The sequence below is a fragment of the Streptococcus infantis genome, assembly GCF_047460825.1.
Taxonomy (GTDB): Bacteria; Bacillota; Bacilli; order Lactobacillales; family Streptococcaceae; genus Streptococcus; species Streptococcus infantis_V.
Map to the genome: position 1 here is coordinate 1 of NZ_JASHFO010000039.1, position 13,575 is coordinate 13,575.

The window sequence follows — 13,575 nt, forward strand, 5'->3', positions numbered from 1 at the left end:
TAGACGTTTGTGATATTTGGCGTACGATGAATCTTTTAAGAGTTGTTCAATTTTTTGTGTTTCTTCGTTTGTAAGTTTCATAACTACTATTATAAGATGTTTTTTGATTTTAGTCTAGTATTAGATTCATTTCTAAGAGATTTTTACTTTCTCTCCCCTCACAACCAGCCTTCTTCTTCGGCAGTTTTGGCTGCTTCGGTTCGGTTGCTTGCGCCTAGTTTGGAGAGGATATTGGTCATGTAATTACGGACGGTTCCGTTTGAGAGGTAGAGCTTGTCAGCAATTTCTTGGTTGGATAGCCCCTGTGCTACTCCATGCAAAACAGCGACTTCTTGCTCGGTCAAGGGATTGGGATGGGTCATCATGACTTCCATCAGCTCTGGAGAATATTCCTTGCGTCCCTCTAACACCGTATGCAGGGTTTGCATGAGTTCGGCGATGCTTCGCTCTTTCAAGACATAGGCGTCGACTCCTGCTTTGACTGCTCGTTCAAAATAGCCTGGACGTTTAAAGGTCGTAACGATAACAACCTTGGTTTCAGGAATTTCTTGTTTGATCCATTCGAGAGCTTCTAGTCCTGTCTTGACTGGCATTTCGACGTCAAGGATAGCTATATCCACCGCTTCTTTCTCCAAAATTTGGATAGCTTCAGCTCCATTTTTCGCCTGCAGGACAGTCTCCACATCTGGTTGAAAGCTCAAGAGCTGGCACATGGCGTCTCTCAGCATACTTTGATCTTCTGCGACTAATACTTTCATCTACTTTCTCTCCTTATAAGGCAGATGCACGCGCACCTCTGTTGGATGTTTCAAACTGACCAGCTCCACTTGACCTGAAAAGGCTGAGGCACGATCTCGTACTGTGTGCAGTTCATTTCCTTCTACAGTTGCAAAGCCTTTCCCGTCATCTCTGACCGTCAGAAGCAATTCCTGATCTGTACGTTCCAGTTTTAGATAAGCTTTTTGAGCTTGGGCATGCTTAATGATATTGGTTGCCAGTTCTAACAAAATCATAGCAGCCGTGGACTCTACATCCTGGGTCAAGCTAGCCTTGTCCAAGTGATTGTCAACTTGAACCTCAATGCCAGCAAGCTCTAGCATCTTTTTGACAGTTTCAAGTTCTGAAGCTAAGGTCCGTGATTTCAGATTTTCCACAATGGTTCGCACTTCATTCATGGAGTCCTTGCTGATCTGGTGGATTTCTTTTAATTCCTTCTCTACCTGTGGATAGGCCTCCATCTGAAATAACTGCAAGGCCAAATCTGTCTTGACACTCAGCATAGCAAAAGTATGTCCCAGACTATCATGCAAATCCTGACCGATACGACTACGTTCATTTTCAGCAAGCAATAGATTTATCTGGGCATTTTGCTTGGCCTGAGCTTCTTTCAAATCCTCCACAATTCGAATCCGAACCAAGCCAAAAGTCATTAAATCGATAAAAGTGAGAATTCCAAGTAGATAGACTAGAAACTCAACTTCAACTTCCTGAAAAATCAAAAGTTGCCCCACAACAAGGACTTGAGCAAGGAGAAAAGTTCGGACATGTAAAGAATTAAAACTACGTACGCCGAAATGATAAATTAAGAGATTGGCAAGGAAAAAGAAGAACCAGATATAATTTACACCAACAAAGGCAGTATAGCCAGCTACATAGGCTAGCATGATAACCCAACAGAGCCAGGATAAACGCTGACTCTTGGTGGTTAAAACACCTAAGTAAGCCAAGACAAATAGAATATCAATCAACAAATGCCAGCTAGGAAGCTCCCCAGTCACTACAGGAACGATGGGAAAAACCATAAAAATCAAACTGGCCCAATACATATAATCTATGCTTTTCAGTCTTACAAGCATTAAGCATTCTCCTTATGACCTTGAAGGTAAATGGTCAAACCAAACAAAACTGTTGAAAAAACAAGTAGATAAACTGTGGCTGATAAATTGATGCCACCCTCGTTTAAGAAGGTCTTGAGCAACTCCATCAACTGATAAGTTGGTAGGCACTTCCCAATTGCTTGCATCCAGTCTGGAAATAAAGAGATAGGCATCCAGAGTCCGCCTAACACAGCCAAGCCTAGATAGAGAAGATTGCCCACAACTGACATCAGCTGACTAGACGGCAAGAGTGTCAAGGTCAATCCAAGCGCTACAAAGGCAATACTTCCCGCAATCAGTAAGAACGCAGCCCCAATCCAGTTTCCTAGAGGCATATCTACACCTCTGACCAAGTGCCCAACTGAGAAAACAACCAGGATTGAGACCAAATAATCAACCATCATACTTGTTATCTTTGATAGATAATATTCTACCATATTTACCGGGGTATGGCGTAATGTTTTCTGCCAGTTGTTGATTTTATCGGTATGTAAGACAGTTGGGAATGAAAACATAGCTGTCGACATCATGGAAAAAGCCGTCATGGAGATGAGGTAGTCGCGCATAAAATTAGCCGGTCCACCTGGTGTGTCCTGGTACATACCTGAAAAGAATAAATAGAAGGCTGTCGGCATCCCTACGGATAATAGATAATAGACTAATTGTCGTTTGGTCAATAGAAATTCTATCTTGTTTAGTGCGATCCATCGTTTCATCTTAGTCATCTCCTTTTTGTGTTTCTTCAAAGATTGTATCTAGCAAACTACGGTTATTAACTTCAATTTCTTGAATCCTACATCCTGCTTGCACTAACAGTTCCCAGAAATCATCCGCTTCGCGTGTGACTACTTGTAGGGCATCTTGTTTTTGTGACCAGTTTTCAACCAAGTTAGACTGCTCAATGACTTCCTTGTATGCTAGAGGAAGGATAAAGTGCTTTTCCATCTCCTCACTGCGCATGGCTAGAGGCGTTGTATCGCGAATCAACTCACCCTTATTCAAGACCAAGATTCGGTCCGCTGTATGCTCTACCTCTTCGATATAATGAGACGAATAGAGAATGGTAACTCCCTTAGCTTTTAGGTCCTGAACAATTTCCCAAAAGCGTTGACGGGTTGAAGTATCCATGGCCGCAGTTGGTTCATCTAAAAAGACAAGCTTTGGTCGCCCAATCAAGGTCAAGACAAAAGAGAAGAGACGCTTTTGCCCACCTGACAATTTTTCTGCAAACTGGTCTTTTTGTTGCTGGTCAAACTGCAATAGTTGATCGATTTCCTGATTGCTCAAGGGATTTGGGTAAATGCTTTGAAAGAAAGCAATCAACTCTTTGACCTTTAATTTCTGAACGATGACATTTTCTTGAGGCAGGTAGCTTCTAATATAGTCTAACTGAGAACTCGTCACTGGCAAGCCTTGGATAGATACTTGACCGCTGGTGACCAGTTTATCTCCAAGCAAACAGTCCAAGAGTGTTGTCTTACCGGCACCATTGGGCCCAATCAAAGCGACGCATTCCCCTTCAGCTACCTCAAAGGAAATATCCTTCAAAATAGCCTTGCCCTTGATGTTTTTATTTAGGCTTTCTACCTTAATCATGTTCATGATATTCTCCTTTCAGCCACTCCTTTCCCATCGGAAAGGCGATAAAAATCATAAATCCTAATCCCCATGCACCACGGATGGCTTGGTGAAGGAAGGCTTGATCAAACCAACCTGTAAACATTTCTACCAACCATACCACTAGTGATAGTCCAACAAAAAGATAGAGAATCGCTTTTTTCATTTTTCAAACTCCTTTTTCACATCTGAGACCAATTTCAAACCTTCTCGAATCAACCAAGACATGATTCCAAAGCTTGCAAATAACTCCCAAGGAAAATGATAAAAGCCTTCATCCAATCCTGAAAACATGAGATAAGTCATGACTCCTGCTGCTACTAAACTCATTGCTACAATTACTTTATCTTTCATTTTTTCTTCCTCCATTTGATACATCTAGTATAATTCTTTGAAGGTAGAATCACTAGAAACTTCTGTCATGAGGAAATATGACAAATGTCACAAAAAAATAATGGAATAGAAATTACTAGATTGGGGCAATTTTCTAGTCCCAATCAGCTACCAGCTCAAAATTTCATTGCTAGCCAAAAAAGATCGGGAATCTTTGTCCCGACCTTTTTCATTTTCAAGTTAATCTTTATTCCACACTGAAGAGATATGGATAGACTGGTTGTTGACCGTGGTGGATTTCTACTTCAACATCTTCGAATTCTTCTGCGATTTCTTGGGCGATTTGGTTAACCAATTCTTCACTTCCATCTTCACCGATATAGAAAGTTACAATTTCACTGTCTTCATCCAACATATGTTTCAAGGTTTCAGTCAGAGTTTGGTGCATATCAGGGTTTGATACGAGAATCTTACCATCTACCATACCAAGATTGTCATTTTCATGAATTTCTAGACCATCGATAGTCGTGTCACGAACGGCTGTTGTTACGCTACCGCTGACTACATCACCAAGAGCTGCAGTCATGCGTTCTTGGTTTTCTTCGATAGACTTGCTTGGATCGAAGGCAAGAAGACTAGTCAATCCTTGAGGAAGGGTACGAGCTTCTACCACTACTGCTGGTTGTTCCAATACCTCTGCGGCAGATTGAGCTGCCATAAAGATATTTTTGTTGTTTGGCAAGAAGATGATGTTGCGAGCATTGACCTTCTCAACGGCCTTAACAAAGTCTTCTGTTGAAGGGTTCATGGTTTGTCCACCTTCGATGACATAGTCCACACCTTGAGCACGGAAGATATCTGCCAAGCCTTGACCAGCTACTACTGCGATAAGAGCGTATTCTTTTTCTTCAGCTGGTTTGCTGACTTGAGTCGCTTCTTTTTCCACTTGTGCTTCGTGTTGATTGCGCATGTTATCGACTTTAACCTTGACCAAGCTACCATATTTGAGACCTTCTTGCATAACAAGACCTGGATCTTCTGTATGAACGTGAACTTTAACGATTTCATCGTCATTGACAACAAGCAATGAGTCCCCAAGGTCATTCAAGTAGTTACGGAATTCATCGTAGTTAAACTCTTTAGCATAAGTTGGACCTTGCTTAAGGGCAACCATGATTTCCGTACAGTAACCAAAAGTGATATCTTCTGTTGCCACATGTCCAGCAACAGACTTATGGTGTTCTGCATTGATCATTTCACCCATATTCGCTGGAGTCGCTACAAAGTCCTCAGAAGCGCTATATTCACCAGTAAGAGCTGAAAGGAAACCTTCGTAGATGAAGACCAAACCTTGACCACCTGAGTCCACAACGCCAACTTCCTTCAAGACTGGAAGCATGTCTGGAGTCTTAGCAAGGGCTGTTTTAGCTCCTTCCAAAGCTGCACGCATAACCTCAATAGCATCGTCTGTCTGCTCGGCTTTTTTCTTAGCACCGATGGCAGCACCACGTGATACAGTTAAGATTGTTCCTTCAACTGGCTTCATAACAGCCTTGTAGGCTACTTCAACACCAGATTGGAAGGCAAGAGCTAGGTCTTTTCCTGTTAACTCTTCTTTTGTCTTGATGGCTTGTGAGAATCCGCGGAAAAGCTGTGAAGTGATAACTCCTGAGTTCCCACGCGCACCCATCAACAGACCTTTAGCCAAGATACTTGCAGCCTCACCAACTGTTGAAGCTGGTTTGTCTGCTACTTCTTTGGCACCATTTTCGATCGTCATTCCCATGTTTGTTCCTGTATCTCCATCTGGAACTGGGAAGACGTTCAATGAGTTGACATATTCGGCTTGCTTGTTCAAACGAGTAGATGCAGCCTGTACCATTTCTTGAAATAAGCTTGTAGTAATATTTGACACGATTATTCTCCTACAACTTTGATATTTTGAATGTAGACATTCACAGTTTGAGCAGTGATGCCAAGTTGGTTTTCCAAACTAAAGCGTACACGCTCTTGGATGTTTTTTGAGACTTCACTAATCTTAGTTCCGTAGCTCAACACGGTATATACATCAACTGCAATGCTACCATCTTCGGCCGCTTTTACAACGACACCTTTAGAATAATTTTCCTTCCCAAGGAGGGCTTGGAAATTATCTTTGAGGGCTTTCTTACTTGCCATACCGACCACACCAAAAATCTCAGTTGCTGCACCGCCTACAACGGTAGCAATCACTTCATCTGTTAGTTCGATTTGACCATCTTTTGTATTAATTTTTACAGTCATTTTTTCTACCTCAACTAGTTGATACTCTATTTTATCATATTTCAAGCCAAGTGTAAAAGCAGAATACTGTATCGGCGGATATTTGCGCCTTTTACAAGTGATTTTGAGCTTAGAGCAAAAGAAAAAGACCTGATGGCCTTTTACTCTTTATTAAACGCGTTCTACTTTACCTGATTTCAAAGCACGAGCTGAAGCCCAAACTTTTTTAGGTTTACCATCGATAAGTACAGTAACTTTTTGAAGGTTTGGTTTTACGGCACGTTTTGTTTGGTTCATCGCGTGTGAACGGTTGTTTCCTGATACAGTCTTACGACCTGTAAAGTAACATACTTTAGCCATTTGTGTTTTCCTCCTATTAGATCTAATATAGCGGATGTGCTAGCACCACATACTGTACTATGTTATCACACTTTCTCTGTTTTGGCAAGGGGATTGGAAGATTTTTTTATTTAACGTAAACAACTCCTAGTTTCCCAAAAGCTACATCTCCACGGATAATCAAAGTTTTGCTGGTTGGGGCTACAGGGGCATCTGCCTTGGCTGCTCCACAAAAAGTCTCTACCTTTAGATCTACTCTCCAGTGTTGAGGCACGTAGATAACTGCATTCCCAAAACCGACTTCGATATTCAGAGTAGCAAAATCACCTAACATCTCTGCATTGTCATAATAGATTTTGGCATTCCCAAATCCGACTTCAAACTCGTCTTCTACCAATTCTTGGTCCTGTTTGTAAAAAGTTCCACTACCAAAGGCAACTTCCTTTTCTGTAAGAATGGTCTTTTCAGCGTCATACCACCATTTTTTCTCGTTCCATGTTTTGTTCGAATTAGCCAACATGCCAACTCCGAGAACGATTAGAACTCCCGCCCAGAACAGTGACTGATTGGGAATCGGCAGAATGTCATAAAAATGATTGGCTATCATCAAAGCTACTAGGGCTGTAAAAGAGGCTGAAGTTAAGTGGCGACGAAGCAAAGCTTCAACTGATTGATAAGCAAAAAATCCAATACCAATCAAGGGCCAAATCTGCCCTCCCAGAGAAGGAATTCCAAAATTCCCCTGCAATAATACTAAAGCTGCCAATACTAGCAATACAATACCAAATGCTTTCTTTTTCATCTTCTTACCTCATGTTTCTTAGATTTTCTTTTAGGAGGGATTGATAGTGCCGTGACACGTGAACCTCCTTGTGGGTTTGATAAAAGGAAATAGTTCCTGTACCTGAGAAGGACTTGTCCACCGAGTAAACCTGCCGGATATTGGCAATGGTCGACTTGGATACCCGACTGAAATAGCGGGGCAGAATGGACTCCAACTCATAAAGCTTGAGCCGAACCTCGTAGGCTTCTTTCTGGGTATGAGCGTAAATCTTGCTACCTTCTGTCTCAAAAAAGAGAATTTCTGACAAGTCTAAGTAGTACTCACCCGTCCCCTTATAAAAGATCAACCTAGGAGCCTTGGTTTCTTGCAAGAGTCGTTGCAAATCAGCTATTTCATCTGTCAGGGCTGCAGCCTTGATGACAATCTCTGTCTCAGTTAATTCACTATCAATCTCGATTCGTAACTTCATCCTATCTCCTTTCTGCATCTACTATACCAAAGCCCATCAGACTTTACAAGGGCAAAAAAGCAAGTGGTCACTTTTGACCCGTAAGTGGTTACGAGCCCAAGCCCACTTGCTTTGCTTTTTACAAAATAAAGAATAGAATTCCCCAGATGAGCCCACAGGCATAGCCAACTAGAACATCCTTGGGATAATGAACGCCACCCAAGACTCGCACCAGACCGAGAAGAGCTGACAAGACCAACAAAATCAAGCCCACAGGCAGATTTGCGTGCAGACAAGCCATGGAAATGATGGTTGCTGAAAAGACATGGCGGCTGGGCATTGAATTGCCTGCACTATCCTTGTCTAGTAGCGGGATAATTTCCCAAGCCTCATAAGGACGCGGTTGATTGATCCACTTACGAACTAGCGTTAATAGGACAAAGCCAGAAGCCGGCACCATGATATAGGTGACAAGGTCTTTCCCCAAGCCTTTGCTGATAAAGCTTGCTCCCAGTAAGGTCAAGTATGCCAAGGGCATCAGGACTGTCATCATGCGATTAAAAACACGCATCAGTTGCAAAAGCTGTGGATGTCGAAGAAGACTTGATTTCCTCTTGTCATACCACTCTTGATAGTTTTTCATATATTTTCTCGTTATTTTTAGATTTTACACAAGAAGCCTACTAGCATCTCCTACTCTAGTATAGTGTAGAAAAAGAAGGCCGTCAAGCCTTCTTTGGTTTTATTCTTCTACTTCATCTTCTGTAAATTGACTATTGTAGAGGTCAGCATAGAAACCACCCTGAGCCATAAGTTCCTCATGATTGCCTTGCTCAATGATATTTCCATCCTTCATAACCAAAATCAAGTCGGCATTACGGATAGTTGACAAGCGATGGGCAATGACAAAGGACGTACGTCCCTCCATCAAACGGTCCATGGCTTTCTGAATCAACTCCTCTGTACGTGTGTCGACTGAAGATGTCGCTTCATCAAGAATCAAGAGCGGAGCATCTTTGAGAAGGGTACGAGCAATGGTTAAGAGCTGTTTCTGTCCGACAGACAAGGTCACTGTATCATCCAAGACGGTATCGTATCCATCTGGTAAAGTTGTGATAAAGTGGTGGATTCCTACTGCTTTGGCTGCTTCAATCACGCGCTCATCACTAATACCAGTTTGATTGTAGATAAGATTATCACGAATGGTTCCTTCAAAGAGCCATGTATCCTGCAAGACCATTGAAAAGGCATCGTGCACTTCTGAACGTTTCATAGACTTGGTATCCACACCATCAATGCGAATGCTTCCCTTATCAATCTCATAGAACTTCATCAAGAGATTAACAATAGTCGTCTTCCCAGCTCCAGTTGGCCCGACAATGGCAACCTTTTGCCCTGCATGAGCTGTCGCAGAAAAGTCATGAATGATGGTTCGCTCAGGAGTGTAGCCAAAGGCAACTCTGTCAAAGACCACTTCACCCTTCATGTTGGTCAATTGTCTTTCCTTATGAGATTCATCTTCCATCTCAGCTTCGCCTAGAAACTCAAAGACACGTGTCATAGCTGCACTGGCTTGTTGCAAACTTGTAATCCCTTGGGCAATCTGTGATAAGGGTTGTGAGAAGGTACGAACGTAGACCATGAAGGCTACGATAATCCCAATACTGATATGTCCTTCAAGAGCTAGGACTGCACCGACGATGATCACCAAAACATAGCTAAAGTTCCCAACAAAGATCATTGCTGGCATCATGATTCCAGAAATAAATTGAGATTTCCAAATACTATCATGTAGGTCTTGATTCAATCCTGCGAATGTTTCTTTAGTTGGTTCCACAGCGTTATAGCTGGTCACAACATTGTGGCCAGAGTACATTTCTTCCACATAACCATTTACAGCTGCTAGATTGTTTTGTTGGGCTTTAAAGTAGCCTTGTGACTTAGCCATAATGACTGAGACAGCAGCAAAACCTACAAGGGTTGAAACAACTGTTACCAATGCCAAAATCCAGTTCATGCCAAACATGGTAATCAAAACAGCAATCAGTAGAAAGCTAGCTGAGAGCACTGTTCCCAGACTTTGGTTGAGGGACTGAGCCGCCGTATCGACGTCATTGGTTACTCGAGAGAGTGTATCCCCTTGAGAATGACGGTCAAAATAAGCAAGTGGCAGACGGTTAATTTTTTCAGCGATAGCTGTCCGCAAGCGTTTTGAAAAATGTTGGATACTCGTTGAAAAGATATAGGCTTGTGTATAGTTGAGAATGGCACCAAGCACATACAAAATAGCTAAAAAGCTGGCGATACTTGTTACAGCTACCAAGTCGATTTCTGTAGCCAAACCGTCTGAAATCAAGTTGGTGATTTCCTTAATCTTAGTTGGTCCATAAACAGTGATAATACTTGAACATACAGTAGCCACGACAGCTACTAGTAGAGGAAGTTGGAGACCTGCTAGAAAAGGTTTATATTGTTTCCAAAGGGACGTCTTCTTATTTTCCATGTTCCAATTCCTCCTTCGATAGTTGTGAATAGGCAATTTCTTGGTAAACCTCATTAGTAGCAAGAAGTTCTTTGTGGGTGCCTTGTCCCACGACTTTACCCTGATCTAAGACTAAGATTAAGTCTGCATCCATGATGGTTGAGATACGTTGGGCAACGATCAACTTGGTCATAGATTGGGTTTTTTCAGCTAGTTCTTGGCGCAAGATACGGTCTGTCTTGTAGTCCAAGGCTGAGAATGAATCATCAAAAATGAGAATTTCTGGCTTACGAGCCAAGGCACGCGCAATAGCCAACCGCTGTCTTTGTCCTCCTGAGAAGTTGGTCCCACCTTGGGCCACTTCTGAGTTTAGACCTGCTTCCTTATCCTCGATGAAGCTTTTAGACTGAGCCAACTCAAGAGCTTGCCACATAGCAGTCTCACTTAGTGGGCTTTCTTGACTTTTACCGAAGTCTAGATTGCCTTTGACATTTCCTGAGAAAAGGACGGCTTTTTGTGGGATATAGCCGACTTTATTCCGCAAGTCTTCCAAATCATAATCCTGCACATTGACGCCGTCTACTAGGATTTCCCCATCTGATACATCATAAAAACGAGGCAAGAGGTTCACAAGCGTAGATTTACCAGAACCAGTTGAACCGATAAAGGCGACCGTTTGACCAGCTTCTGCCTTGAAGCTGACATGTTCCACAACTGCTTCTGAGTTTTTAGAGTAACGGAAGGTTACATCACGGAATTCCACTTGACCTTGAATAGATGAATCTGCCGTCTGTGGTTGACTAGGATTTTCAATAGAAGAATGCAAGTCTAGCACCTGATTGATACGTCCTGCAGAAACCAAGGTACGAGGAAGGACGATAAAGAGAGCACCCATGAGCAAGAAGCCCATCACGACCTGCATGGCATAAGACATGAAGACCACCATATCACTAAAGAGTGGTAGACGGTCTGTCAGGCTAGCATCATTGATGATATAGGCACCAATCCAGTAAATGGCTAGACTCAAACCGCTCGAAATCGCCATCATAATAGGATTCATAATCGCCATCAATCGATTGACAAAGAGATTGAGGCGAGTGACTTCCTCATTGGCTTCTTCGAATTTCTCATCCTGATAATCCTCAGCATTGTAAGCACGAACTACTCGAATCCCTGTCAAGCTTTCACGAGTGATACTATTGAGTTTATCTGTCAATTTCTGGATGACAGATTGTTTTGGAAAGGCCAGAGTCATGAGAACTGTTGTCATCAGAACATTGACGATAACAGCCACCACTACTGCCCAGAGCCAGTATTCAGATTTGCCAAGGATTTTTCCAATGGCCCAGATAGCCATGATAGGACCACGAGTGACCACTTGGAGCCCCATAGTAAAGAGCATTTGAATCTGCGTAATATCATTGGTCGTCCGAGTCAACAGACTAGGAATAGAGAACCGTTTGATTTCTGTCTGAGAATAATCCAAGACACGATTAAAAATATCACTACGCAGATGAGCCGTGTAGGATGCTGCAACGCGAGCTGCAAAAAAACCAACTGTGACAGATGATAGAAAGGCTAAGAGTGACAAGCCCATCATCTTAATAGCTGGTGACCAAAGTGCATCCAACTGCGTCCCTGGTGTCCCAAGTAATGCTGTAATTTCTGAAATGTAAGTCGGTACTTCTAACTCTAGATAGACCGAGAAACAGGTAAAGAGTATGGTCAAGAGAATCATTCCCCACTCTTTTCCTGTGATACGCTTAGCGAGTTTCTTCATCTTCCCCTCCTATTTTTTCTACATTGGCTTGTAGTTGAGCCATGACTTCCTCAAAAATAGCTAGTTTTTCTTCAGATATTCCATCGAGTAAACTGCGGTCAATTCGATCAAAGAAAGACTTGACCTGCTTCATTTGAGAGCGAGATTTTTCAGTCAAATGAACAAATTTTGCCCGTTTATCACTTGGACTCGCCTCCAACTCCACCAAACCATTTTGCACCATGCGCTTAACCAAGTTACTCGCAACTGACTTGGTGACATTGAGTTCTTGTTCAATATCCTTAATGAGCGTCAACTCTTGATCATGCTCACGACGATCTAAAAAACGTAGAACTTGCCCTTGCGGTCCACCCATAAATTCGATACCACAACGCTTGGCTTCCTTTTGTACCATCAAATGTACCTGGTGACCAAAACGTTTAAAGACCAACATCGGTTTATCCATGCTTTTTCCCTTCTAAATAAAATAGTTCCCACGAGAACCAATTGGTTTTCATGAGAACTATTTTATCACTTTCAAATAGAATGTCAAGAAAAAAGTTCTCACAGGAACTATTTTTTTTAAATTGACATTAGGTAGTATTTTATCTATAATAAACACTATCTCACACGAACACGAATCCAGTTTACTAGAAATGAGAAATTCACACATGAAACAAAAAGAACAGAAAATCTTAGGAATCCTTGCCATTATCTTTGGAACCCTGGCACTTCTTGGTTCTTGGATACCTATCGTCAACATCCTACCATTTTTCCTTGCCATTGCCACTTTGATTTTAGGAGTTTTTGGTATTGCCATCAATCTCAGAAACCGTAAAACATTGGCTATCATCGGGACAACCTTAGGTCTTATTTCCATTGTCCTTGTTTTAATAACTCAAGTTCTATCTACTCATGTCTTTACTGACCTTGCTAGAACCTTTAGTCACCCCTATAGAAACATCACTTCTTCAACTGATACTGAGGATTATGGTGAACTTCCTGATAGTAGTACAGGTGAGGAAGATGACGAGGAAGATACTGAATTCTTCACTTGGAGTCAGGAACAGTTCGATGCCTTGGTAGAAGGGGATACTTCTGATAGCGGGAAAGGTGGTAGCAACTATAAAGATATTATCAGGAAACACGGAATCCCAGATTCAGAAACGGATTCAGTTATGGGAGACTATGAAATAAAAAGAATCACCTATCTCTCCATCAGTTCAGAGCCTAAGACAGTTGTGCTCACGTTCGTCAAACAAGAAAATGGCCAGTTTCTTCTAATCCGTAAATTTGCTGTTGGACTGGACCGAAAAGAACAATCTGATTCTGGAGTGAAAGTTTAACATAACTAAAAAAGGTGCTAGGAATAGTAATCGGTAGACCTAGTCTCCATTTCCAAATCCCAGCACCACGATATTTCCACAATCCATTGGATTATAGACGATTGTAGATTACTAATAACGTTTTGAGCAAAAGAGATTTTTGCCTCTTTCCTGCCCCTCTTGTCATCACAAAATAAACAAACCCCTTGAAAATATTGAATTTGTACTGACCCCAAAAAGTTAGACAAATAATTATTAAAAGGATTTAGTTCTGTACTGCACAGGACTAAGTCCTTTTAGTTTTACCTTAATTCGTTTGTTGTTGTAATAATCAATATAGTCTACAATA

17 protein-coding genes are annotated in these 13,575 nt (G+C 41.9%); 1 reads left to right on the forward strand and 16 read right to left on the reverse strand.

The genetic code is table 11. From position 1 onward, the window contains the following. Positions 1 to 158 precede the first annotated feature (158 nt). The 15 genes from QM911_RS09050 to QM911_RS09120 form a co-directional block, all read right to left on the reverse strand. A complete protein-coding gene (locus QM911_RS09050; RefSeq protein ID WP_414313790.1) occupies positions 159 to 758 on the reverse strand; it encodes a response regulator transcription factor in 600 nt (199 codons plus the stop codon). After that, complete coding sequence (locus QM911_RS09055; RefSeq protein ID WP_414313791.1) at positions 759 to 1,856, reverse strand: sensor histidine kinase; 1,098 nt, start codon at positions 1,854 to 1,856, stop codon at positions 759 to 761. It lies immediately after the preceding gene. Beyond that, positions 1,856 to 2,593 carry an ABC transporter permease gene (locus QM911_RS09060; RefSeq protein ID WP_414313792.1) on the reverse strand — a complete coding sequence of 246 codons (738 nt, stop codon included), beginning with the start codon at positions 2,591 to 2,593 and terminating at the stop codon, positions 1,856 to 1,858. Before QM911_RS09060 ends, QM911_RS09055 begins: the two co-directional genes overlap by 1 nt. Before the next feature lies 1 nt (position 2,594). Next, on the reverse strand, positions 2,595 to 3,479 hold the full coding sequence (locus QM911_RS09065; protein WP_414313793.1) for an ABC transporter ATP-binding protein: 885 nt from the start codon (positions 3,477 to 3,479) through the stop codon (positions 2,595 to 2,597). Further along, positions 3,466 to 3,660 carry a hypothetical protein gene (locus tag QM911_RS09070; RefSeq protein ID WP_414313794.1) on the reverse strand — a complete coding sequence of 65 codons (195 nt, stop codon included), beginning with the start codon at positions 3,658 to 3,660 and terminating at the stop codon, positions 3,466 to 3,468. The genes QM911_RS09065 and QM911_RS09070 overlap by 14 nt, the downstream gene beginning before the upstream one ends. Then, the gene (locus QM911_RS09075; protein ID WP_414313802.1) at positions 3,657 to 3,863 is read right to left on the reverse strand and encodes a hypothetical protein; all 207 of its coding nucleotides are present in this window, start codon (positions 3,861 to 3,863) and stop codon (positions 3,657 to 3,659) included. The genes QM911_RS09070 and QM911_RS09075 overlap by 4 nt, the downstream gene beginning before the upstream one ends. Before the next feature lie 211 nt (positions 3,864 to 4,074). After that, positions 4,075 to 5,742, reverse strand: coding sequence for a DAK2 domain-containing protein (locus QM911_RS09080; protein ID WP_414313795.1), 1,668 nt, complete (start codon positions 5,740 to 5,742; stop codon positions 4,075 to 4,077). A 2-nt stretch (positions 5,743 to 5,744) separates the two neighbouring features. Beyond that, the gene (locus QM911_RS09085; protein ID WP_000216431.1) at positions 5,745 to 6,110 is read right to left on the reverse strand and encodes an Asp23/Gls24 family envelope stress response protein; all 366 of its coding nucleotides are present in this window, start codon (positions 6,108 to 6,110) and stop codon (positions 5,745 to 5,747) included. A gap of 150 nt (positions 6,111 to 6,260) precedes the next feature. Continuing rightward, positions 6,261 to 6,449, reverse strand: coding sequence for a 50S ribosomal protein L28 (rpmB, locus tag QM911_RS09090; protein ID WP_001140948.1), 189 nt, complete (start codon positions 6,447 to 6,449; stop codon positions 6,261 to 6,263). 106 nt (positions 6,450 to 6,555) lie between these two features. Continuing rightward, positions 6,556 to 7,230, reverse strand: coding sequence for a LiaF transmembrane domain-containing protein (locus QM911_RS09095; RefSeq protein ID WP_414313796.1), 675 nt, complete (start codon positions 7,228 to 7,230; stop codon positions 6,556 to 6,558). Positions 7,231 to 7,234: 4 nt separating this feature from the next. Then, positions 7,235 to 7,681, reverse strand: coding sequence for a LytTR family DNA-binding domain-containing protein (locus QM911_RS09100; protein ID WP_000776599.1), 447 nt, complete (start codon positions 7,679 to 7,681; stop codon positions 7,235 to 7,237). 118 nt (positions 7,682 to 7,799) lie between these two features. Next, positions 7,800 to 8,303, reverse strand: coding sequence for a phosphatase PAP2 family protein (locus QM911_RS09105; protein WP_414313797.1), 504 nt, complete (start codon positions 8,301 to 8,303; stop codon positions 7,800 to 7,802). Between the two features lie 99 nt (positions 8,304 to 8,402). Further along, entirely contained in the window at positions 8,403 to 10,163 is a 1,761-nt protein-coding gene (locus QM911_RS09110; RefSeq protein WP_414313798.1) for an ABC transporter ATP-binding protein, read from the reverse strand. Then, positions 10,153 to 11,922, reverse strand: coding sequence for an ABC transporter ATP-binding protein (locus QM911_RS09115; RefSeq protein ID WP_414313799.1), 1,770 nt, complete (start codon positions 11,920 to 11,922; stop codon positions 10,153 to 10,155). The genes QM911_RS09110 and QM911_RS09115 overlap by 11 nt, the downstream gene beginning before the upstream one ends. Then, positions 11,906 to 12,367, reverse strand: a complete 462-nt coding sequence (locus tag QM911_RS09120; protein ID WP_414313800.1) for a MarR family winged helix-turn-helix transcriptional regulator — start codon at positions 12,365 to 12,367, stop codon at positions 11,906 to 11,908. Before QM911_RS09120 ends, QM911_RS09115 begins: the two co-directional genes overlap by 17 nt. Positions 12,368 to 12,572: 205 nt before the next feature. On the opposite strand from QM911_RS09120, the gene QM911_RS09125 reads away from it, so the two are divergent. Next, on the forward strand, positions 12,573 to 13,247 hold the full coding sequence (locus QM911_RS09125) for a CD20-like domain-containing protein (protein ID WP_414313801.1): 675 nt from the start codon (positions 12,573 to 12,575) through the stop codon (positions 13,245 to 13,247). A 234-nt stretch (positions 13,248 to 13,481) separates the two neighbouring features. On the opposite strand, the gene QM911_RS09130 is transcribed toward QM911_RS09125, so the two are convergent. Continuing rightward, positions 13,482 to 13,575 (reverse strand): IS3 family transposase (locus tag QM911_RS09130; RefSeq protein ID WP_414313348.1); only part of this gene is annotated, 94 nt, incomplete at its 5' end.